At 33.8% G+C, this 23,690-nt stretch carries 22 protein-coding genes, 1 tRNA gene and 1 rRNA gene; 20 read left to right on the top strand and 4 right to left on the bottom strand.

Going from position 1 to position 23,690, the window contains the following annotated elements; genetic code table 11:
* Positions 1 to 219: 219 nt before the first annotated feature.
* Positions 220 to 837, bottom strand: coding sequence for a hypothetical protein (locus HGO49_RS04690; protein ID WP_026092687.1), 618 nt, complete (start codon positions 835 to 837; stop codon positions 220 to 222).
* 153 nt (positions 838 to 990) lie between these two features.
* Between HGO49_RS04690 and HGO49_RS04695 the strand changes: the two genes are divergently transcribed.
* From HGO49_RS04695 to rnc, 19 genes are all read left to right on the top strand, one after another.
* Positions 991 to 2,494 (top strand): 16S ribosomal RNA (locus HGO49_RS04695).
* A 102-nt stretch (positions 2,495 to 2,596) separates the two neighbouring features.
* On the top strand, positions 2,597 to 2,974 hold the full coding sequence (sdhC, locus tag HGO49_RS04700; RefSeq protein ID WP_017532402.1) for a succinate dehydrogenase, cytochrome b556 subunit: 378 nt from the start codon (positions 2,597 to 2,599) through the stop codon (positions 2,972 to 2,974).
* Entirely contained in the window at positions 2,971 to 3,336 is a 366-nt protein-coding gene (sdhD, locus tag HGO49_RS04705) for a succinate dehydrogenase, hydrophobic membrane anchor protein (RefSeq protein WP_083852057.1), read from the top strand. The genes sdhC and sdhD overlap by 4 nt, the downstream gene beginning before the upstream one ends.
* A gap of 76 nt (positions 3,337 to 3,412) precedes the next feature.
* Positions 3,413 to 4,645, top strand: a complete 1,233-nt coding sequence (locus tag HGO49_RS04710; protein WP_017532403.1) for a hypothetical protein — start codon at positions 3,413 to 3,415, stop codon at positions 4,643 to 4,645.
* 99 nt (positions 4,646 to 4,744) lie between these two features.
* Positions 4,745 to 6,046, top strand: coding sequence for a sugar phosphate nucleotidyltransferase (locus HGO49_RS04715; protein ID WP_017532404.1), 1,302 nt, complete (start codon positions 4,745 to 4,747; stop codon positions 6,044 to 6,046).
* Between the two features lie 116 nt (positions 6,047 to 6,162).
* Positions 6,163 to 7,392 carry a lipoprotein-releasing ABC transporter permease subunit gene (locus tag HGO49_RS04720; RefSeq protein WP_017532405.1) on the top strand — a complete coding sequence of 410 codons (1,230 nt, stop codon included), beginning with the start codon at positions 6,163 to 6,165 and terminating at the stop codon, positions 7,390 to 7,392.
* A complete protein-coding gene (locus HGO49_RS04725) occupies positions 7,385 to 8,116 on the top strand; it encodes a hypothetical protein (protein ID WP_017532406.1) in 732 nt (243 codons plus the stop codon). The genes HGO49_RS04720 and HGO49_RS04725 overlap by 8 nt, the downstream gene beginning before the upstream one ends.
* Complete coding sequence (locus HGO49_RS04730; RefSeq protein WP_017532407.1) at positions 8,113 to 9,333, top strand: heme biosynthesis protein HemY; 1,221 nt, start codon at positions 8,113 to 8,115, stop codon at positions 9,331 to 9,333. Before HGO49_RS04725 ends, HGO49_RS04730 begins: the two co-directional genes overlap by 4 nt.
* 219 nt (positions 9,334 to 9,552) lie before the next feature.
* Complete coding sequence (gene atpG / locus HGO49_RS04735; protein WP_017532408.1) at positions 9,553 to 10,425, top strand: ATP synthase F1 subunit gamma; 873 nt, start codon at positions 9,553 to 9,555, stop codon at positions 10,423 to 10,425.
* Positions 10,426 to 10,443: 18 nt separating this feature from the next.
* Positions 10,444 to 11,778: a TldD/PmbA family protein gene (locus tag HGO49_RS04740; RefSeq protein ID WP_017532409.1), complete on the top strand. Its 1,335-nt coding sequence runs from the start codon at positions 10,444 to 10,446 to the stop codon at positions 11,776 to 11,778.
* A gap of 173 nt (positions 11,779 to 11,951) precedes the next feature.
* Complete coding sequence (locus HGO49_RS04745) at positions 11,952 to 12,203, top strand: cold-shock protein (protein ID WP_017532410.1); 252 nt, start codon at positions 11,952 to 11,954, stop codon at positions 12,201 to 12,203.
* A 34-nt stretch (positions 12,204 to 12,237) separates the two neighbouring features.
* A complete protein-coding gene (locus HGO49_RS04750; protein ID WP_026092688.1) occupies positions 12,238 to 13,464 on the top strand; it encodes a DEAD/DEAH box helicase in 1,227 nt (408 codons plus the stop codon).
* A 297-nt stretch (positions 13,465 to 13,761) separates the two neighbouring features.
* Positions 13,762 to 16,041, top strand: a complete 2,280-nt coding sequence (locus HGO49_RS04755) for an AAA family ATPase (RefSeq protein ID WP_017532412.1) — start codon at positions 13,762 to 13,764, stop codon at positions 16,039 to 16,041.
* 56 nt (positions 16,042 to 16,097) lie between these two features.
* Entirely contained in the window at positions 16,098 to 17,096 is a 999-nt protein-coding gene (locus HGO49_RS04760; protein WP_007302459.1) for a hypothetical protein, read from the top strand.
* Between the two features lie 58 nt (positions 17,097 to 17,154).
* Complete coding sequence (locus tag HGO49_RS04765) at positions 17,155 to 18,045, top strand: class I fructose-bisphosphate aldolase (protein WP_007302460.1); 891 nt, start codon at positions 17,155 to 17,157, stop codon at positions 18,043 to 18,045.
* A gap of 5 nt (positions 18,046 to 18,050) precedes the next feature.
* Positions 18,051 to 18,122: transfer RNA gene (locus HGO49_RS04770), tRNA-Cys, on the top strand.
* 107 nt (positions 18,123 to 18,229) lie between these two features.
* A complete protein-coding gene (locus HGO49_RS04775; protein ID WP_007302461.1) occupies positions 18,230 to 19,027 on the top strand; it encodes a hypothetical protein in 798 nt (265 codons plus the stop codon).
* Positions 19,028 to 19,099: 72 nt separating this feature from the next.
* Positions 19,100 to 20,167, top strand: a complete 1,068-nt coding sequence (locus HGO49_RS04780; protein ID WP_017532414.1) for a quinone-dependent dihydroorotate dehydrogenase — start codon at positions 19,100 to 19,102, stop codon at positions 20,165 to 20,167.
* A gap of 92 nt (positions 20,168 to 20,259) precedes the next feature.
* Positions 20,260 to 20,952 carry a ribonuclease III gene (gene rnc, locus HGO49_RS04785; RefSeq protein WP_026092689.1) on the top strand — a complete coding sequence of 231 codons (693 nt, stop codon included), beginning with the start codon at positions 20,260 to 20,262 and terminating at the stop codon, positions 20,950 to 20,952.
* Positions 20,953 to 21,004: 52 nt separating this feature from the next.
* Here rnc and HGO49_RS04790 read toward each other — a convergent pair whose 3' ends face one another.
* From HGO49_RS04790 to HGO49_RS04800, 3 genes are read right to left on the bottom strand one after another with little or no spacing between them, the layout of a single operon-like run.
* Positions 21,005 to 21,604, bottom strand: coding sequence for an SCO family protein (locus HGO49_RS04790; RefSeq protein ID WP_017532416.1), 600 nt, complete (start codon positions 21,602 to 21,604; stop codon positions 21,005 to 21,007).
* Between the two features lie 35 nt (positions 21,605 to 21,639).
* A complete protein-coding gene (gene dnaQ / locus HGO49_RS04795; protein WP_017532417.1) occupies positions 21,640 to 22,344 on the bottom strand; it encodes a DNA polymerase III subunit epsilon in 705 nt (234 codons plus the stop codon).
* A gap of 14 nt (positions 22,345 to 22,358) precedes the next feature.
* Positions 22,359 to 23,018 carry a Tim44/TimA family putative adaptor protein gene (locus HGO49_RS04800; RefSeq protein WP_017532418.1) on the bottom strand — a complete coding sequence of 220 codons (660 nt, stop codon included), beginning with the start codon at positions 23,016 to 23,018 and terminating at the stop codon, positions 22,359 to 22,361.
* Positions 23,019 to 23,183: 165 nt separating this feature from the next.
* On the opposite strand from HGO49_RS04800, the gene secB reads away from it, so the two are divergent.
* Positions 23,184 to 23,687: a protein-export chaperone SecB gene (gene secB / locus HGO49_RS04805; RefSeq protein ID WP_017532419.1), complete on the top strand. Its 504-nt coding sequence runs from the start codon at positions 23,184 to 23,186 to the stop codon at positions 23,685 to 23,687.
* Positions 23,688 to 23,690: the final 3 nt, after the last annotated feature.

Raw genomic sequence — 23,690 nt, forward strand, 5'->3', positions numbered from 1 at the left:
GACTTGGCTGAGTATAGAAAAAATTAAAAAACCGCTATAATTTTACGTAATCTACCAATAATTACCTAAGTTTTTACTGGATTTTGTGATTGATTCTGCAGGTCAAAAACAAATTTTGAGTCATAAATACTTTTAGTGCCATAATAAAATAGGGAAGTTTGTCAAGTAAAGCTCTTTATTTCATCGGATGCGCTGCCAAATTGTTATGCAAGCAAGTTTTTAGTTTTCGTATACCAGAAGTAATTCTTGTGCATTGGCCTTGATTAGAGTAGGACATTCTCTATCATTTAATAATGAATGCAATATTTCAATTGCACCTTTAATGTCGTTATTATGTATCTTTACTACAGCGATAGCTTCTTGGCTTGAATAAGGATATACTGCACTTGATTCTAAATTATCAATTTTATCTTTATTTATTTTTTCACCGTTGGAGTGAAGTAAGCTCATTACCTCTAAGTATTGTGCTAATTCACGCAAAACATTAGGAGCATCTTTATCATCTGCCAAATCATTATAAATAATAGATGCTGTGTCTGTTGGCATTGAATCTGAGATATGATTGAATGCGTGTTCAAAATTTGCTAAATATCCCCAATTTGAATCTATTTCTTCTAGCAGCGGCTTACTATCTTTTTTTAAGAATAATACTTCGTAAAATTTGTCACCTGCAGTTATAGATTGTTTTGTGTTATCAATGTTGCGCAATAAGTATAATGTGATGCCAACTAACATTGGTGCGAATGCAAGCAGAAAGATATATTTTTTCATGATAATATTCCAAATAGTTATATATTTATACATTAATGCTTTTGATTTGCAAAAACATATTGACATAGTGATTATATCATATAATAATGTTCTCAAAGTTGTTTGAGTAGTTGGAGATTAAAATATTTCTAAAGTAGAAATAAAGACAGCAGTATTAAGCTAAATTATTTTTTGTCGGATTTATCCGATGTACCCTCAACCTTTTATAGGTTGAAGTCTAAATTTGAGAGTTTGATCCTGGCTCAGAATGAACGCTGGCGGCAGGCCTAACACATGCAAGTCGAACGGAGTTATATTGTAGCTTGCTATGGTATAACTTAGTGGCAGACGGGTGAGTAATGTATAGGAATCTACCTAGTAGTACGGAATAATTGTTGGAAACGGCAACTAATACCGTATACGCCCTACGGGGGAAAAATTTATTGCTATTAGATGAGCCTATATTAGATTAGCTAGTTGGTGGAGTAATAGCCTACCAAGGCAATGATCTATAGCTGATCTGAGAGGATGATCAGCCACACTGGAACTGAGATACGGTCCAGACTCCTACGGGAGGCAGCAGTGGGGAATATTGGACAATGGGCGAAAGCCTGATCCAGCTATGCCGCATGAGTGAAGAAGGCCTTTGGGTTGTAAAGCTCTTTTAGTGAGGAAGATAATGACGGTACTCACAGAAGAAGTCCTGGCTAACTCCGTGCCAGCAGCCGCGGTAATACGGAGAGGGCTAGCGTTATTCGGAATTATTGGGCGTAAAGGGCGCGTAGGCTGATTAATAAGTTAAAAGTGAAATCCCGAGGCTTAACCTTGGAATTGCTTTTAAAACTATTAATCTAGAGATTGAAAGAGGATAGAGGAATTCCTGATGTAGAGGTAAAATTCGTAAATATTAGGAGGAACACCAGTGGCGAAGGCGTCTATCTGGTTCAAATCTGACGCTGAGGCGCGAAGGCGTGGGGAGCAAACAGGATTAGATACCCTGGTAGTCCACGCTGTAAACGATGAATGTTAAATATGGGAAGTTTACTTTCTGTATTATAGCTAACGCGTTAAACATTCCGCCTGGGGACTACGGTCGCAAGATTAAAACTCAAAGGAATTGACGGGGACCCGCACAAGCGGTGGAGCATGTGGTTTAATTCGATGCAACGCGAAAAACCTTACCACTTCTTGACATGGAAATCATACCTATTCGAAGGGATAGGGTCGGTTCGGCCGGATTTCACACAGGTGTTGCATGGCTGTCGTCAGCTCGTGTCGTGAGATGTTGGGTTAAGTCCCGCAACGAGCGCAACCCTCATCCTTAGTTGCCATCAGGTAATGCTGAGCACTTTAAGGAAACTGCCAGTGATAAGCTGGAGGAAGGTGGGGATGATGTCAAGTCATCATGGCCTTTATGGAGTGGGCTACACACGTGCTACAATGGTGTCTACAATGGGTTGCAAGGTGCGCAAGCCCAAGCTAATCCCTAAAAGACATCTCAGTTCGGATTGTACTCTGCAACTCGAGTACATGAAGTTGGAATCGCTAGTAATCGTGGATCAGCATGCCACGGTGAATACGTTCTCGGGTCTTGTACACACTGCCCGTCACGCCATGGGAATTGGTTTCACTCGAAGCTAATGGCCTAACCGCAAGGAAGGAGTTATTTAAAGTGGGATCAGTGACTGGGGTGAAGTCGTAACAAGGTAGCAGTAGGGGAATCTGCAGCTGGATTACCTCCTTAGGCTTTGTACGTAATTCACCATTTCAAATAATAGTGTTATTATGTACTATACTGCTGTCTTTACTTCTACTTTATTTTTTAATTTCTCGATAATGAAATTTTATGAGTAATAGGCCTCTTTCTCCATATTTACAAATATATAAAGTGCAAGTTACTAGTTTTTTCTCTATTATGCATAGATTGACTGGTATCTTGCTATTTCTTTTATTAATCATACTTTCTTGGTATTTTATATTATATGTTTACTCCTCTAAGTTACTTATAGTAAGGTGCTTAAATGCATTATTGTTCACTCCTGTTGCTAAATTAGCTTATATCTTATGTTTTGTAAGCTTTATGTATCATTTTCTTAATGGTATTCGGCATTTATTGTGGGATGCTGGGCTTAATTTAGAAATTGCTAGTATTTCAAAAAGTGCTATGTTACTAACAATAATGCTATTTCTTTCTACTATGGCTTTTTTATTTATGTTTATATGAGTCAATCTGTAAATTCAGTATATCATTGGTGGATCCAGCGTGTTTCTGCGGTGATCTTGTTGTTTTTATTTCCTTGGTTTATTTACTCATTTTCTTGCACATTTTATGTTGATAGCCCTTTGTCTTTTAATGAAAAATTATTTCAGGCTATTAATCATCCCCTAGAGCTTTTGTTTTTTGTTATACTGGTGTTTTGCATTTTTTGGCATGCAGTTCTTGGAATGCAGGTAGTGTGTGAAGATTATATAGAAAGCGTACCTCTAAGGATTTTGACAATTACATGCATAAAATACTTATCAAGCATTACTTATATAGTCCTTGCTTTTACGACTTTTTTCTTTTATAGGCATATCTTCTTGTAAAATTGTTAGTTCTGTGTTAATATATTATTAGTTTACTAATTTTATTATTGAACTATAGCAATTTTGGTTTGACAACATGTTTGGAATGTTAAAAGAAGGAGTAGCAGATTTTACGCTTAAAGCAAAAGGTTTATTTGCTTCATCTGAATCTCAAATTTATGTCAAGGATCTTAGAAAGGTAATGACATATACAGATGGAAGAAAATGCAAATATCCAAAGAATTACGATCAGATTGTAAAGTCTGGGAAAGTTGTAGAAAGTGAGAATAGTAATGGTGAGACTATATATAAACTTTTGTATGGCAAGAAAATTTTTGAATTAGCTCTTGTCGAGAAAACGGATGATAGGTCCTATTTTACCATTGACTTTTTAGTTGATCGGGAAAAAAATAAGGATGTTAAGCATTGTGATGGCTACTATAAACCATTTGGGTTTTCAAAAATCGATCTTGAAAAACATATACCAATTTTTGAAGTTGATACTCAGTCACTTGAATTAACTAATTCTCGTGTGCTTGCTAAAAAAGGTTCTTCTCTCAACGATAAAGGTGAGGTTGACGAGAAAGATAGAGATGAAAAAGGAAGAAATGGAAAATTATTATACACTAGTGATTATAAGAAATTAAACACTCATTTTTCTGAAATTAGAGATCAAAATGGTAATCTAGAGCTAGATAAAAGTCTTATATCTGTTCCTATTGTTTTTGCTGCGGGCTTAGCTAAAGTTTGTGCTAAATTGCTTGACTATTTACTTATGAAACCAGTGGAATATCTACTCAGTAAGCAAAGCGTAATTGCAAAATTTCCTGGTTATCTTTTGTTCACCCTTGTAGCGGCAGTAAAAAATTTAGTGAATATGGGAGCTACCATACTTAAGGCTCTAATTTTATTGTTTGTAGCAAATGAGAAAAAGTATGGTGATGCTTATCTTACTATGTGGAAACACCAATTGAAAGAATGTTGGAAAGAAGTAAAAAGCGACTTTAATGTTGTTACAAATGGGGAAAGGCCAAAGCCGAAGCAGAAGGATCATAAGCCACTTAGCATAGCGGGTACATGGAAAGAGCTTAACGCTAGAAGGCCAGACATTGAGAAAGAATTAGAAGAGGGGCTAAACAAAAGTAGTGAAAGTATAGATAAATCTAGAGAACTAGGTGTTGGAGAAAGCTTAAAGGAAAAGTTGCAAAACAAAACTGATGAAAAAGTAGCTGCAGCCGTTAATCAAAAAAGCAACACTCTTCATATTGATAGAGAGATAGAAAGAAGACAAGACTCATCACGAAATGTAGGGACTTCATCACTCCCGTAATCAATCGTTACTTTTTACTTTAATCATCTCACAACAAAAACTTGCATGTATCTTGTCCTTAGTATAAGATATTAATCGAATAATTAATATCTTAATTAAATGCGCCCTGTAATACTGTGTGGTGGTAGTGGTAGCAGACTGTGGCCTTTATCTAAGCCAAAGCAATTTCAGAAAATATTTAATCAGAATACTATGTTTCACAACACTTTGTTGAGGATAAAAAGCGATTATATGCCACCCATCATTACGACAAATATACAGTATCAGTCGTTGGTGATGGAGGAATTGAATACATTACAGGAATATAAAGTAGTTTTTGAATCAGTGAAAATTGGAACAGCGGCGGCGATACTAATTGCTGCACTTCTCTGCGATAAAAATGAGACAATCTTGGTGCTTCCTTCAGATCATTTTATAGGTGATTTGAATGATTTTTATGTTTCTATTGAGAAAGCATCTAAGCTAGCCTCTCACACTGACTCTATAGTTACTTTTGGAATAAAGCCTCGTGAATTCAATTCTGAATATGGCTATATAAATGCAGTTTATGATCAGAGAGGGAAATATCATATAGTAAAGAGCTTTATCGAAAAGCCTGAATATGAGCTGGACAATAATCATTATTGGAACTCTGGAATATTTGTGTTTAGAGCAAAACGCTATATAGATGAGATAAAAAAAACTGCTCCGACTCTCTATAATTTATGTTGTGAAAGTATGAAGCATTTTGTACCACGAGAGAGATTTCTGTATTTAGAACAGCAAAATTGTGCAGGAATGGGTGATACATCTATTGATCACCTAGTGATAGAAAAAGCAGAAAATATTGTAATGATAGAAGCCAATTTTGATTGGATGGATGTTGGCACTTGGGGTTCAGTTTTAGAGTTAAGTAAGAGATTTAATAGGAATTTTGAGTCGTTTCAAGCTGTAACCAAGGGAAGAGAGCCAGTTTTGATGACAGAAAATGATGCAAAAAATTTACTAGGTAGAGTTTATAAACGGCCAAGTAAGAGCCTAATGTTGTTCATTAATAAAGTTAAGGAAGTAAAGCCAATAAGGAAAGAGATTAAGCCATGGGGATTTTATAGTGTAGTTTTAATGGGCAAGGATTTTCTTATAAAATATCTTTTTATAAATCCACTAAGCTGCACTTCTAAGCAATTTCACCACTATAGAGATGAGTACCATATAATACTATCAGGAGTTGGATATGTTAGTTTAGATGACAAAACATATGCTATAATGAAAAATCATGTAATAGAGATTCCAAGGAAGGTGTTTCATAAAATTGAGAATAAAAGTACAAGATTTCCTCTTGAGATAGTTGAGTTTCAGGTAGGAAAGTTTTTATCTGATAATGATATAGTAAGATTGGACGATATATATGGAAGGTCTTAATATAGAATATTGAATATATTCTATAAGCTTGCTAAATTTAGACGACCTAATTTGAGGTAAAGGAAAAATTACAGTTATATGAAGCATAAAAAGTATGATATTTAAATCTTAGTATAATGTCTATTGCCTTTGAATTTACTATGGCTATTCGCTATTTGCGAGCAAAGAATTCTAGATTTTGCTCTATAATGGCCTTGTTTTCTATTATTGGTATTGCTCTTGGAGTTGCAACGCTAATAGTAGTAATGTCTGTAATGAATGGGTTCAGAGCAAAGCTGCTCGACTCTGTACTTGGCATTAATGGCCATATTAATGTTTACTTTGATAGAAGCATAAATTCAGATTACCACGCAGTGTTAAAATCTATTGAGAAAATCCCAGGTGTATTAAAAGCTACTTCTATGACCAATGATCAAGTGGTCGTTGCAGCAAATGGTGGAATTGCAGGTAGTGTAGTTCGTGGTGTATCAGCTAAAGACTTATTTAATAACACTACCGTTACAAATAATGTGATTGTGGGTAATGTGGAAAAATTCGATGAAGGAGTAATAATAGGGGCACGATTGGCAGAAGCCTTGAATATTGATTATGGTGATAATATTATACTTGTATCTCCTGAAGGATTTGATGTATTGCTTGATGAAATGCCAAGAATGAAAGAATATAAAGTTGTAGCAATATTTGATATGGGTATGTTTGAGTACGATAATACCTTGATATATATGCCCATGAAATCAGCTCAGGCTTTTTTTAATTATAAAGATAGTGTGAGAAATATAGAAGTGTTTATAGACGATATTGCTGTGGCTAATAAGCTAGCAAATGCTATAGTAGAAGAAACAGGAATGAAAGCTGAAAGTTGGCAATCTCAGCAAAGCCATTATGTTAATGCTTTAAAAACTGAAAGAAATGTGATGTTTTTAATTCTTACTTTGATTATAGTTGTGGCAGCATTCAATATTGTTTCAAGTTTAATGATGATAGTGCAGGAAAAGAAATCTGCAATTGCAATTATGCGTACGTTTGGTGCAACAAGCGGAAGCATTATGCGCATATTTTGTGCTTGTGGACTGCTCATTGGTTTTACAGGAACTTGTCTTGGCTTTACTATAGGAATTATTTTTTCTCTCAACATTGAAAATATCAGAGTGTTTTTAGAAAACATTACCAACATCAAGCTGTTTGATCCTATGATATACTTTTTCTCAAGTTTGCCAGTGATATTAGTTTCTAAAGATGTAGTGAACATTTCTGCGCTTGCATTGTTCTTGTCATTTTTAGCGACAATTCCTCCTGCATTGAAGGCAGCTGCGCAAGATCCTGTGGAGATATTACGTTATGAATGATGCTTGGCAAAAATATATAGGTTGGTTCCTAATTATATTGTTATTTGCCAGCTATATTACAATAAATAACATAATATTTTTTAAAATAAATCAGCAAGAAAGTGAAGACAGTATAAGTGTTTTAACGGAAAAGATAGATGAACTTAGAATGTTGCTTGAAGTTAATCAATCTAGGGTAGAAAAAAGGATGTTTGACCTAAAGAGAAATCTTCACACTCAATGTGAGCAGGGTGATAGTAGCTTAAGGCATAAGAATCTCGCAAAATTGCTGCTACTTGTGGTTAAGATGAAGAATTCGTTATTGCGAGAAGTCAAGTTTGATAATCATATAAATTCAATAAAGCCTTTGATATCAGAGCTTGACGACCCAGAGATAGAAAATGCAGTAAATGAACTGGAAAATTTGAAAGAAGTAGATACTTTACACGAGTTAAAATTATCTTTTGAGAAGAATATTACTGTTATTAACTACAATAAAAGTACATTGTTTAAAAAAATCATTTCAAATTGGATAAAAATAGATAATCAAAATGACCCACTTAAGGTAAAACTTGCAGAAATTGAAGAATCAATAAGCGATAATGATTGGCAGAGCATAGCTACTACAATAGGCGACTTAACACATCCAGAATTCAAGCCGTGGCTTAATAAATTAAATAACTTTATTGTAGCTTTCAAGAATACGTCAACAATATATCATCACTTATTACAATACATCTCATGATTTATTTTATAATTTTTGCTTTTTCGTTTTTATTTGGCATATGGATCAAGGTAAGTGATGAAGTAATAAAATTGGAACTAGGCAATTATGCTATAAGTATTGATCTATATTTCATTATTCTTGCTTGCGTAGTTTTATTATTTTTATTGATTGCAATTGCACGCTTTTATTTTTCTATTTCATCAACATTTGCCAACATAAAAAATAGAAAAAGAAGTAAGGAAGAATTGCTTCTCTTTGAAGCTTTCTTTAGTTTAGATTTAGGTAATATAGAGAACACCAATAAACTAATTAAAAATCTAAATGAAGAAAGTGATAAATTATCTTTGCTAAAGCTCTTTAATTCAGGTAAAACAGGAAATTACAGCTTTTTCAGCCATAATTTGACGGGTATTGCAAGTAAAAATCGCAACTTAGCTCTACTTTTGGTCAATAAGCTGATTATTTACCTAAAGCAAGAAAGGTCTGTCTTTAAAAAATTTATAGAATATTGCTCTAGTTCAATTAATGATAAAATTCTCTCCATTCCCTTTCAAATAGAGCATTGCATATTGCAAGAAGATTGGGTGAATGCAATTTTGAAATTAAAGGAAGCTATTAAGTTCAATATTTTTCTTCCCTTTGATCGTAAAGAGATGTTATCAGTCTTTTATTGTGCCTTAGCAAGTCAATGCGAAAGTAAAGGAAATTTCAAAGAAGCTATAAAGTCTTTATTTAAAGCGCAAAGCTGTTGCGCAGATTTTCAGCCCATCAATTATTTAAAGGCAGAATTATATATCAAACTTGAAAAAATCAGAAAAGCTTCCGCAGTATTAGAGGAAGAGTATAGGGTAAACCCTACTCCTCAATCAGCCAGAATGTATATCAAGTTAAATAATAAAGGTGCTGAAAGACTATATAACTTGCGTCCTGATTATTATTTTAGTTACTGTTTGCTTGCTTCGTCTTCAATTAGCTTAGGTAAATATGATCTTGCAAGTCAACACTTAGGTATTGCTATGAAAAAAGCCAATTACATATCAATCTACCTTGTTATGATACAGCTCAAGATTGTGCTGCAAGAGCATGATCAAGTAATTTTTTGGCTAAACAAAATAGAATCAGAGGCTTTATCTGATCCATGTTGGAGATGTAAAGATTGCAACAAAGAACTAGAACGATGGAGTTATAAGTGTTCAAATTGCAGTAGTTTTAATTGTATTTGTTATATATTATGAGGTTCTACAAAGTTTGATAGTAATAATATCTTAGATTACGGAACTTTATAAATAATCTTTGAAATCGATCCTTCTTAATGTAACTCTTGTTTTAAGGCAATAAACCTGCAAATTTTTTAGTGATATTTTTTCTTGACACAGTCGATTTAGCTTGTTCGATCAAAAAAACTTGCTTTTAGACACTAGCGATTATATATTTTAATAAATTGAAATTATAAAATGAAGAGCTTAAAGGAACTATCCTTAAGAATTAAGAATATTAAGTCTGTGCAGAAAACCACGAAAATAATGCAAATGGTTTCTGCAGCAAAGTTGTTACAAAGCCAAAAGAAATTATTAAATTCAAAACTGCATATATCTAAGCTGCATAGCATCATTTCTTCATCAATGACATCGGTTGATCAAGATTTACTGGCAAGAATTCTCAATGTCAGTGGCGACAATTCTTACCTAGTATTTGTTATTGCGTCTGATCGTGGCTTATGTGGTAACTTTAACTCTTCTGTTATCAGATTTAGCCAGAAGCATATAAATAAATTAATTGCAAATGGCAAGAAAGTAAACATTGTATTTTTTGGTAAAAAAGCTTTTGAGATGGGTAAGAGTAGATTTGACTCTAAAAGTATTTTGAAGGTTGAAAGTAATAAGGAAATCACGCTAAAGCATATAGAAGCTTTGGTTAGTGATGTAGATCTAGGTAAATACGATAAGGTTACAATTTTGTATAGCAAATTTTATAATACCTTTACGCAAAAACCAATGTTGGAAACAATAAAACCATGGAATAAATGCTCATCCTTGATTGATAACTCTCTAGCTGGTTCAACAACAGATTATAGCTATGAATATGAACCACAAAATATTGAATTTATTTTAAAATCTTTGATTAAAGATTACATTGCAGTTGCTCTTTACTCCGCTTTACTTGAAAGTGCAACAAGTGAAAATAGTGCTAGAATGGTTGCTATGGAATCAGCAAACAGAAACACTAAAGAAATGCTGAATAAATTAGCACTGCTTTATAATCGTTCTCGTCAAACAGCGATTACAACTGATTTGATTGAAGTTATAGGTGGTGCAGAATCTTTATAGAAACCCAAGGAATGAAAAATGAATATATTAAATATTGTATCAGATATCACTAAACTAATAAAAAAGCAGAATCAAGACGCAGAAGTTACAATATATGAAACTAATAAGACCTCGGTTTCTCAGCGTCTATCAAAAATTGAACAAATATCACAATCTAAAAACTGTACTGTAGGAATTAGAGCTATAGCAGGTAAGAATAAAGCTGCGTATATTTCTACAAACGATTTGAATAATCTGAGTGGTGCGGTGAGACAAGTGGTGGAAATGGCAAAGAATGCTCAGGAAGATCCTTATATTAGTTTTGCTATAGATGATAGTAGTTATATCTTTTCTGCAGATTTAAATATCTCAGATAATAATATTGTAACAATTGATAAACTAAAAGAAATTGCTGAAGCTGCAGAAAATTCAGCTCTTGCACATAAAAATATTATTAATTCCGAAGGAGCTTCATCCTCACATACTTCAGTAAATACAGTATTATCAACCGTTTCTGGTTTTGTTGGTTCATTTAGTAAATCAACTTTTATTAATCAGGTTTCTGTCGTTGCTGGAGAAAAGGGTGAAATGAAGATAGGCTATGATTACGATGTAACATGCAACTTTAATGATTTGAAATCGCCAGAGTTAATAGGGAAAGAAGCAGCAAAAAGAGCAATAGATCAATTAAATTCATGTGCAATCAAAACTGGTAAGTTTCCAGTTCTTTTTGAAAGAAGAGCAGCAAAAGAGTTGGTGAAAAGTTTTGCTTCTGCCATCAATGGAAGCAATATTGTGAATAATAGCTCTTTTTTGAAAAGTAGTTTAAATACTCAAATTTTTAATGATAGGATTAACATTATCGATGATCCATTGTTACCAAGAGGTATAGCATCAAGACCATTTGATGGGGAAGGAATGATGAGCAGGAGAAATGAATTTGTAAAAAATGGAGTGCTACAAAAATGGATTTTAGATCTATATTCGGCTAAGAAATTAAACTTGGAAACGACCGCAAATGCAACTCGTACAAGTAATGCTGCAATTATTCCTTCAGCTAGTAACTTCTATTTCAAAAATGGTAATAGGTCATTTAATGAATTAATTGAGGAAGTAAGAGAGGGAGTATATGTAACTGATTTATTTGGTTTTGGTGTTAATTTAATCAATGGCGATTATAGTCAAGGTGCGTGCGGCTTTTTTATAGAAAATGGTAAAATAACTTACCCAATACACGAGATTACTGTTGCTGGCAATTTGAAAGATATGTTTAGCAATTTGGTCGTTGCAAATGATCTAACTTTCTGTGGCCAATTTAATTCACCAACGATTAAAGTTAGTGAAATGACAGTTGCAGGTTCACTTAGTGGTTAAAAATTTAGTTGCATCAAGTACAATAATTGTGTATCATTACTATGTAATGTTAAGAATAGACTATGGAGTATAGAAGTTTAGTCGCAATAACTAAGCTTAAGGCATTCTAAATCGTAATTTCAAAGTTTTTCATCACATTAATAATATTAGTTAGTAGTTTAGGAGTTATCCACATGGAATTTGGTAATATAAAATGGTTTAATGTTGAAAAAGGCTATGGTTTCATCAAGCCAGAAGATGGAGGTGAGGAAGTTTTTGTACATATTAGTGCATTAGAACGTTCAGGAATAAGACCTGATGCACTTCGAGGAGAGGATAGAAAGAGAGGAATGAAAGGGGAAAGAGTAAGTTATGAGCTTAAAGAGGAGCGTGGTAGGAACGGAGAAGATAAAAAGTCTGCAATAAATTTAAGATTGGAAGATTAGTCTATCGTGAAGCTTTTTAATAGGGTAATGTATTGTGAGTAATTTTCATGAAATGGGGCTTCCAATTTTGCTTAGGCAAGCTCTAAGTAAAAATAATCTTTGTGTTCCAACCCCGATTCAAATGCAAGCGATTCCTCTAGCTCTCCAGGGCAAGGATATTCTTGGGTCTGCTCAAACGGGAACTGGAAAGACTTTGGCATTTGCTATTCCACTGGTTGCTAAATTGCTGAATGAGCCAAGCATTGGTTCAGCTTTAGTCATCGTGCCAACCAGAGAGCTTGCTCATCAGGTAACAAATGAGATAAGAAAACTCTTATCTCAAAATTCCGTACTAAGAGTTGCTTTGTTGATTGGAGGTGAGCCTATTTTTAGGCAGCTAAATCAGCTTCAGAAAAAACCACAAATAATAATAGGTACTCCTGGTCGTATTATAGACCATATTGAGCGTAAAACTTTAGTTACTCGGAATGTTAGTATTCTTGTGCTTGATGAGACGGATCGTATGTTTGATATGGGCTTTGGAATTCAGATTGAAGAAATTATGAAGCATTTGCCTAAAATAAGGCAAACTCTTATGTTTTCTGCAACTCTTCCTGGAGAAATAGTAAAACTTACTGAAAAATATCTTAATCAACCAGAGCGTGTTTCTGTTGATTGCCAGGCTACAACTTCTGTAAAAATTAAGCAAGAAGTTGTTTATGCATCAGAATCGGAAAAATATGACAAGCTTGTTACACAGCTATGTCAGCGTGAAGGATCAATCATTATCTTTGTTAAAACAAAGCAAGGAGCAGATCAGCTAGCTAATAGATTGCACAAAGATGACTATAGCGCTTTAGCAATGCATGGTGATTTAAGGCAGCACAAGCGCGAAAGAGTCATTAATTCTTTTCGTCGTGGCCGTAATCAAATCATGGTTGCAACTGATGTTGCTTCTCGCGGCCTTGATATTCCCCACATTCAACATGTTATCAATTATGATGTGCCACAATCGCAAGCTGATTATGTTCATCGTATAGGTAGAACTGCACGTGCGGGAGCTGAAGGATTTGCATTATCTTTTGTTACACCTCAAGATAAGAGAAGACTGCCTGCACTAGCAGATAAAGAAGGAGAGCCAAATTTTGATTGTAGTATGCAATCTCAAAAACGTAACAGCAAAAAGATCTTTAAAAGGCCAAGTACGTTAAAGGCTAAATACGATAGAAAAAAGATCAATGTATTTAAGAAGAAAAGCAGAGTACTAGAACAAGCGTATTAATGTACTTAACTATTCTTCTATTCTTTAAAAGCTCCAGTAAACTTGCTGCAAAGCGAAGTGATTGGAGGATGGTAGAAAGAATATATAGCTAGTCCAAATTAGATTTACCTACAATTTGATAATCTTAATTCTGCTGCTTATAACGTTTTGAGATTATCACAACGTTATAATGTGAGGCTGTGTGGACTATAATCTGTAGCGTAATTCAATTTGGCTACAACGAGCTGCTAGATTTCAGTTTTTTTAATAATTGTGTGCTACTAATTATATATAAATTTACACTTTTAAAGAGAATAGATGATTTCTAAAAATTTAGAGGCAAGTTTAAATAGAGCGTTACAGATTGCTTCTGATTGTAAGCTTAAATATGCAAAAGTGGAACATTTGTTGCTAGCATTAACCAAAGATGTGGATGTAAATTATGTTTTATCAAGATGTAACATCAGAGCTGATGAAATCATAAATATAGATAATATTATATTAAGAAATGATCATGGTAATAATACAAAAGGTTTTTTACAAGACAATTCCGAATTAACTGTCAATAAAGTTGAGCCTGATGTGCTATTTCAACGCATAATACATAAAGCCATGATACGGGCTCATCGTCTGGGAAGAAAAGAAATAAATGGAGCAAGTATTCTATTAGAGATTCTGTCTGAGCAAGATTTATACATTGAAGAGCTATTAAGCAAACAGAATGCAAAGGATTCTAATTTGATTTATAATATATCCAATATAAAATATTCAGGTGATATAGAAGAATATGTAACTAATCGCAAGATAAAACTTGATAAGAATAACGATATCTCTACTGTAGCAAATAAAGGTGAATCATTAAAAGATGAAGAAGTTCTACAAAATTATTGTAGAAATTTAAATGATTGTGCAAGAAGCAAAAAAATAGATTATGTCATTGGTCGTGATTGTGAATTAAATCGCACTATAGAAATCTTACTAAGACGCAGAAAAAATAACCCTTTATATGTCGGAGAACCAGGTGTTGGTAAAACAACAATAGTTGAAGGCTTGGTATTGAAAATTATTGAAGGTAGTGTTCCGAGTGCACTGAGATCCAGCATAATTTATGCTTTGGATTTAGGATCACTTCTTGCAGGAACACGCTATAGAGGTGACTTCGAAGAGAGAATAAAATCTATAATAAAAGTAATTGAGGCAAAACCTGGCGCTATTCTTTTCATTGATGAAATACACACTATTATTGGAGCGGGTTCAACAAGTGGCAGCTTTCTTGATGCTGGCAATCTGCTCAAACCTGCACTTGCAAGAGGTACGTTGCGTTGTATAGGTGCAACTACATATAGAGAATATAGCAATAGCTTTGAAAAGGATAAAGCATTAGCAAGGAGGTTTCAAAAAATTAATGTAAAAGAGTCTTCCATTAATGATACAGTAAAGATACTAGATGGTATAAAGCATTACTATGAAAGGTATCATGGAGTATATTACACGAAACATGCCATTAAATCTGCAGCTGAGCTTTCACACAAGTATATTACTGGGCGAATATTACCTGATAAAGCAGTTGATGTTATAGATGAAGCAGGGGCATATTGTAAGTTACAAAAAAACAGGCGAAAAATTATAAACAGTAGAGACATTAAGAGTACTATCGCTAGGATTACAAACTTACCTTGCGGTCTTGATGATATGCAAAGAGTAAAATCTTTGAAAGAAAATCTCAATAGGGCCATTTTTGGTCAAGAGCAAGCGATAGAGTTTCTCGTTAATTCTATTAAAATTGCTAAATCTGGTCTGAGAAGTTACAATAAACCCTTGGCAAAGTATCTTTTTGCAGGGCCAACTGGTGTAGGTAAGACTGAGCTTGCGAAGCAGCTAGCACAAAATATGGGTATGAACCTTATTCGGTTTGATATGTCTGAGTATATGGAACCTCACACAATATCTAGAATGATTGGTTCCCCTCCTGGATATGTGGGTTACGACCAAGGTGGATTGCTTACAGAATCTGTATCTAATAATCAATATAGCGTAGTACTTCTTGATGAAATTGAGAAAGCTCATAGTGATATTTATAATATATTACTACAAATCATGGATTATGGTTGTGTTACAGACACTTACGGACGTAAGGTTAATTTTTCCAATACGATTTTAATTATGACAACCAATGCAGGGGCATTTGAACGTAACAAAAGTTCTATTGGCTTTGGGTATAAAAACTTTAACATCAGTGACAGCGAAAAAGCAATGGAACGGGTTTTTAGCCCCGAATTTCGTAATCGTCTTGATGCAGTCATTTCCTTTTCTGATTTGGATGCGGATGTCATTTTGCACATTGTGGATAAATTTATTCAGGAATTAAAAAAACAACTTGTGCAAAAGGGTATAAGCTGCTCAGTGGAAGAAGAAGTAAAGTCTTATCTTGCGCAAACAGGTTATAGCAAAGAAATGGGAGCACGCCCAATAGAGAGGCTGATTGAAAAAGAGATAAAAAGTCATTTGGCTGAAGAAATACTGAATCGTCGATTAATTAAAGGAAAGAAATTAAGGATTTATATTGGTAAACACGGAATTGCTTTTGATATAGTTTAAATTCTTGCTTGAGTATTAAATTTGTAGTATAGTCACTATTTTTTAATGAGGCTATAGTGGCAAGTTTAACCAGAAATCAATATTACAGTAATCAAGATTTACGGAATTTATTTTCAAGGCTGGGAATAAAAGCGGAAGAAGTAATAAGCCAGGAGTTTGATGATGTACTTAAGTTAGTTGAGCGGCGCTTTAGAAGAGCTTCATTAAAATGTCACCCTGATAAAGTAGTAGGAGAGAAAGAGAAAAAAATAGCTGAAGAAAAGTTTAAAAAACTTAGTGCAGATAAAGATAAGCTAGAGAAATATCTTAACGACTTAAAAGCAGCTGGCATATCTATAACATTACAGCGAGAAGTGCAGGAAAAACAAAGGAGAATCAATGAGATTCTATTGCGTAGAGAGAAAGCTGTGAATAGAGCATGTTTATTTTTTATATTAGCAAATGTGGTACTTGGTCCGTCGCCTCAAGTCAAATATTGCTTATCACAACTTGCTAACAGTGGCAAAGTGCAAAATATTGCTTATAAATTTTATGCATTCAGCATTGGAGTTTGGCCATGGTTATTTATTATATCCTTTTGTAGTATTATCTATGCAGCAAGTAAACAAAGAGGCTCACAAGAAGGAAATCTAGATAGGTTAAATAGAAGATACAATCTACTTATTGCTGCTGATAATTATGTAATATGTATATCAGCAGCGTTTGCTGTATGCAGTTTAATGTCGGAAGTTGCACAAAATGGCTGGCCTGTTCAATATGGAACGATGCTAATAGCTAATTTAGCATTAGATTTATTACTTATTGCTTTACTTAGGACTTTTGTGAAAGCTTTTGAACTATATGGTGAATACTGTACCCAGTGTTTATATGAAGAAGATGCGGAATTTAGTTATAAAGAAAAATTTGCATGGTATGACTACAAATTAGTACTTATGCCGCTCGTTCTTCCTATTGTTAAAATGTATTTTGAAGATTTAGTTCAAGAAAAACCACAACAGCATACTACTGATCCTAAAGTTACACCTTTAAATATAGGCGTAGGAACAAGAGCATAAAAAGGTCTTTGCTTCAACTATAGTTTTTGCTACACTTTGAGTAAATTTGAAGATATTAATGAGTGAAGAAGTAAAACAAATCCTAAGTTACTACGAAAGTGAAAACCCTGGAGTAAAAGCGAATCTTACTCGCATTCTTATGCATGGGAAACTTGGTGGAACTGGCAAGTTAGTAATTCTCCCTGTAGACCAGGGATTTGAGCACGGACCAATAAAAAGTTTTGAAGTTAACCCTGATGCTTACGATCCACATTATCATTTTCAGCTTGCAGTTGATTCAGGAGTAAGTGCATACGCTGCTCCGCTTGGTATGATCGAAGCTGGTGCTTCAACTTATGCTGGAATGCTACCACTTATTTTGAAGCTTAATAGCGCTAACTCTTTGCACTCAAAAAGCTTAACTTCAGATCAAGCAATAACTGCCTCTGTAAAAGATGCGCTGCGTTTGGGCTGCATGGCTGTTGGGTTTACTATATATCCTGGTTCTGCTAAGTGTTTTGATATGATGGAAGAAGCTCGCAAAATTATAGCTGAGGCTAAATCTTGTGGCCTTGTTGTAGTGCTATGGTCTTATCCACGTGGTGAAGGGGTTTCCAAAGAAGGTGAAACAGCAGTTGATGTGATTGCCTATGCTGCGCATATAGCGGCTTTGCTCGGTGCCAACATAATAAAAGTAAAACTTCCAACCAATCATCTGGAAAGAGAAAAAATAGAAAATATTGAATCATTATCTAAAAGAATTGAATATATTAAAAAGTCTTGCTTTGCAGGAAAAAGAATAGTAGTTTTCTCTGGTGGTGAGTCAAAGTCAGTGGATGATATATACAATGAGGCAAAAGAAATTAAGCAAGGTGGTGGTAATGGTTCAATTATCGGGCGCAACACTTTTCAAAGAAAAAAAGAGGATGCTTTATCTATGCTAAAAGATATAATTAATATCTACGCATAAAAAACGGCTGGGTGGCAGAATGGCTTATGCGGAGGACTGCAAATCCTTTTATACCGGTTCAATTCCGGTCCCGGCCTCTTACTCCAATTAGATCGTTTTTTCTTCTCAAATTTTAACAAGAAGTGTGGCTTTTAATGAAATATTTAAAAAAATAAGATACTATATTCAAAATATAAGCAGTAAAATGCCAAAGAGATTAACAGAAGTTTTATTATTGATTGGTTTGCCCTTCTTGCTTACCAGTTGCACTTTTCACTATTTATTAAAGAGCTCGTATACTCATCTTGCACCAGAAAAGTACCCTTCATCCAACAAACAGCCGGTTTACGTCGGTACAGCTTACAGTGCACAGACTATATATAATGCGTTATTTAATGACTTTCTGTTAATAGGTAAGTCATCATTCACAGCCAAACATGGGCGTGCTAGTCAATATGTTAACTATGGAAGAGAAGTTGGAGCAGATGTGATAATCGTATCATTTCAAAATATGCAAAAGGATAAAGAGCATTTTAGCATCACAGAAAAACTATTATGGGACACAAGCTTAACAACATTTCATACAAGGACCATTATAAACTTTGATCAGGACGTACTCTTTCTAAAAAAGTTAGGTGATGCAAAAGCTCCATGGGAATATGTCAAAGGAGAGTTCAAGCTTCACGAAAAAGACGATACTGATCCATATCTAGGGAATTGGGTAGGGTATAGAATATGCGAGATTGCAATATCTTCTTCAGAAGATGAATACTTAGGATTTGTAAATGAAGATAATTGTAAAGAAAAATCTGGAATAAATAAGATGCTTGCTTGGAAAAATGGGGATGTAAGGTTGCGGATTAATAAACAATCAAAACAGGGATTTTATTTAAATCGAAATAAGATTCCTATACTAATAAAATCTCAAATTAACAAATTTGGCTACCTCGAATTAGTAGATGAAAATACTGATCAAGTTCTGGTTTCCCTTCAGAAAAATTAGTTTTTACTACCCATAGAAACTATATACTTACTATTTTGATAAACCTCAAGCTTTCTAAGTTATTCTTGTTGCATGGTAAAAAATAAACTAAAAATAAGCAAAGTGTTTTACAAAATGATATTACGTAATTTATTGTTTTTACTGCCGCCTGAAATCGCTCACTCCTTGGTAATAACGGCGTTAAAAAAGATGCCCTGTAGGAAACCTATAGAACTACCTAAGTCTTTAAATGTAAACTTTTTTGGTAATAAAATTAGGAGTCCTGTAGGTCTTGCTGCAGGTTTTGATAAAAATGCGGAAGTTGTAAAGCCGATGCTCTCATTTGGTTTTGGATTTATTGAGGCTGGTACTGTAACTAAACATCCCCAATATGGAAACAAAAAACCGAGAATTTTTCGATTAATTAAAGATGAAGGAATAATTAATAGATTGGGATTTAATAATAAAGGAGTAGACTATTTTCTTAAACAGATAAGTGAAACTAAACTTGGTAATTGTATTTTTGGTATAAATATAGGAAGAAACAGTACATCAAAGGACCAAATCAGCGATTATGTTGACTTAATAAAGATAGTATATGGAAAGAGCAATTATATAGTACTGAACATCTCATCCCCAAACACACCTAACTTGCGCGATTTGCACAATAAACAAGAATTATCCAAATTGTTGAAATCTATCACTCTAACCCGGAAATCAATCGATAGCTCTGAATCCATACCGATAATATTAAAAATTTCTCCAGATATAGATCAGCAAACAAAAGAAAATATCGCTGAGCTTACACTAGAATATAAAATTGACGGCTTAATAGTAAGCAACACTACGATAAGTCGAGATTCTTACTATAATGAGAGTGGTGGGTTGAGCGGCAGGCCATTATTTCAACTTTCAACCGAGTTATTGAGTGACATGTACAAGCTTACCAAAAGCAGAATTCTATTGATAGGATGTGGAGGAATTTCAAGTGGTGTTGACGCATATGAAAAAATAAAGGCAGGAGCCTCTTTAGTACAACTGTACACTGCTCTTGTATACCAGGGGCATCAAGTTGTGAACAAAATCAACCTGGAACTTGCAGAATTGGTAAGAAGAGATGGATTTAGTAACATTACTGAAGCAGTGGGTTGTATACATTAATTTTGGAAGTTATTGATATTGTTTTAGTAAAGTAGAGCTAACTTTTTAGTGTAAAGGTATGATAGGGAGTGCTTTTCTTTTGAATGATGAACATGAAAGTTTTGAACGATATAATATCTAAAGTTATTAATTATAAATTTACAGATCATGCAATATTAGAAGAGGCATTAACCCATCCAAGCGTAAATAAAAGGAATAGCGAAGACCAGATCGTAAGCTACGAAAGGCTAGAGTTTTTGGGCGATAGTATTTTGAACATGGTTGTATCTGCTATGCTGTTTAAAATGTTTCCTGAAGAAAAAGAAGGAGCATTGGCAAAAAGAAAAACGGATCTAGTTTGTGGCAGTACCATTGCTAATGTTGCTAAAGAAATAGAGTTAGGTAACTTTATCATAATGAATAATAGTGAACGTTGCAACGGAGGGAAATGTAACTTAAAAAATTTAGAAAATTCGCTTGAGGCACTAATAGGTGCAATTTATATTGACGGTGGACTTGAGAGTGTTGAAAAATTTATTATCCAACATTGGGAAAAGCTAGCTAAAGATATCCTCGATCCTCCTCAAGATCCTAAAACTTCACTGCAAGAATGGACTCAGAGAAATAAATTACCTTTACCAAAGTATGAGCTTGTAAAACAAACTGGACCAGCACACAATCCTGAATTTACTATATCAGTTTGCATAGAGAGTTATGACAAAGTTTCTGCATGCGCTCCTAGTAAGAAAATTGCTGAACAAAAAGCTGCTGAGTTGATCCTAGAAAAAATTAAAAAAACGACTTAGTTTAATCAAAATAGCCGTTAGCATAAATTTAAAGTAAGCTAAGCTCTTTAGTTCAGCTTACATATTTTTTTATCTCAGCCAGAATCTTATCAGGTTGACTTTCATCTGAATTTAAATCAGCTACAAAGTGTGTGACATATTTTCCTTCAGGGCCGATAAGGTATATTATTGAAGAATGGTTAATTTCCTCTTCTCCACCTACTTTGTTTGCATATACTTTATACTTTGCAACTACTTCATCTATTTTTTGTCTTTCACCAGTTAGCATTTGTATTCTATGGTCAAATTGCTGCTGAAATTCTTTAAGCCTTTCTATGTTATCGCGCTCAGGATCAACTGTGATAAAAAATGTTTGTATCTTATTGTCAGTTTTCTTATCTAACTTTGCAAGTGTTTCTGAAATTATTCCGAGGTTCATAGGGCAAATTCTTTTGCATGAGGAAAATCCGAAAAAAATCATCATATACTTATTTTTAAAATCACTACTGCGTACTGTTTGTCCGTCTTGATTAATCAAAGAAAAATCCCCACCTATTTTAATTTCTGTATTTTGTGAAACAAATATGCCTTGCTTGGTAAAATAACAATAACCTAAGAAGACAGCTGCTACTATTATTAATAAACCAGACAATAACCTTATGAATTTTACCATTAAAGCGTTTCCAATAAAATTAAATCATATCTTGATTAGCTGATTGATTCAACATATTCCTTCCAAAGTGGATTGTTAATTTTATCTAACAATTTCTTATGCTCATCAATTTCTTCGCTGCTTGGTGAATGTTCTCTGCGAGCTAAATTTCGCACTTTATGCTGAATAAACGTAGAGCTATTGTCCTGATCACATTTATTATTAAACAAAAAGGTTTGCAATCCTCCTGTAAGCTCAACGTAGACCTTTGCAAGCAATTGAGCATCAACTAATGCTCCGTGCAACTCTCTACCTTCCAGCGATATGTCAAAACGTTTACATAATGCATTTAAAGAAGCAGGTGATCCTACAAACTTTTTTCTTGCAAGCGGCAATGTATCTAGCACTCTATCTGAGGAAATTAACCCAGCATTTAACTTGCCTAACTCCATATTAAGGAACTTAACATCGAATTCAGCATTATGAATCACCAAAATGTCATTAGATATGAAGTCGAGAAATTCAAATGCAACATCTGAAAATAGTGGTTTATCCTCTAAAAACTCCTCACTAATACCATGAATCTTAAATGAGTGGTAAGGTACATCTCTTTCTGGATTAAGATATCGATGAAATGTTTTACCTGTTGGAACACGATTAATTAGTTCTACACATCCTATCTCGATAATTCGATGGCCAGATCCAGTATCAAGACCAGTAGTTTCAGTATCAAGTACTATTTCTCGCAACCTACTTTCCATCAGTGTAATTAATCTTATTTGTCATTTGTTGTTAAATTTTTATCAGTACTTGCCTTCTTATAGTTAATAGAAACAAGCATCCAAGTTGGGTCTGATGAATTAATATTTTTTTTGAATTGCCATACATCCTCAACTTTGTTAATAGTAGACATACTACCTGATATGACGTCCCCTTCATTATTCTTAACAAAGTTAATTTGCTCTGAAAGGAAATATACTGCAATAAATGCTACATTTTTCACTAACTTTATTTCTAAGATTTTTTGTGAAACGATAGAAACAATTATAGACTCATGTATCTCTTTACGATGTTTAATCTTATCCACAAAACTGTTATACAAGTCTTTGTCCAGAAGGGGTTTTAATTGAGGTAAATTTCCTTGGTTAAAATATTTTATTATTAATTCAAAAGCTATGCTTGAACCTTGTATAAAATTGGAAATAGAGAACTCTCTGTTTTTTTGTAATATTTGTTCATAAGTAGCTTCTATTGAACTTTTGTCATTGCTATAAGTATAATCTTCGATATTTTCTACCACATCCTCTTTACTTTGACTTACATCCAATACACCTGTTAGCTTTTTTAGATTGAGACTGGCTGATCTTCCTAAAGAGTTATATAAGCGTGAAAAAATAAACGCCGCTAGTAAAGCATATATTACAAGCTCTATCATGGTAACTTGCTCCTTTTGATATATAAAGTATCTAAATATTATTAATTATTGATAAAAATATGTTTTTCATATTAACCTATAGTTAGGTTTACTATTCGTTTATAAATGGATATATTATATAAGAAAGTATTAAACATCTCAACTTAATTAAAGGAGACTTAAGAAATGTTACAACATAAAATGAAAATTCATGGTCAATATGTCAAAGATTTTTCGTTTGAGAATCCAAATTCGCCATTCCTTTCTTCTAGTAAAGCTCCCGATATTAATGTAATGGTTAATATTAATTCAGCAAAATTAGAAGGAACAGAAAATAAAAAAGGAATAAGTGAAGAAAAGCCTTTTCATGAAATTACTTTGCATATAGAAGCCAAAGCAACGGTAAAAGATGAAGATGTAAAAGATGATATAGCTTTCATTTGCGAGGTAAAGTATTGCGGTATTTTTTCAATAGAAAACTTTACAGAGCTAAGTGAAGAAGAGGTGAGACAAGCTTTATTTATTGGTGGACCTACTTTTCTTTTCCCTTTTGCAAGAGAAATAATTGCAAGAACTACAAGTAGTGGTGGGTTTCCTCCACTTATGCTAGATCCTATAGATTTTGAAACTATGTATCAGCAGCAAAGTCAACAACAAAAAAGTAGCGCTAGTAATTCCAATTTTAACTAATAC

The sequence above is a fragment of the Wolbachia endosymbiont of Diaphorina citri genome, from assembly GCF_013096535.2.
In the GTDB taxonomy this organism is placed as follows: domain Bacteria; phylum Pseudomonadota; class Alphaproteobacteria; order Rickettsiales; family Anaplasmataceae; genus Wolbachia.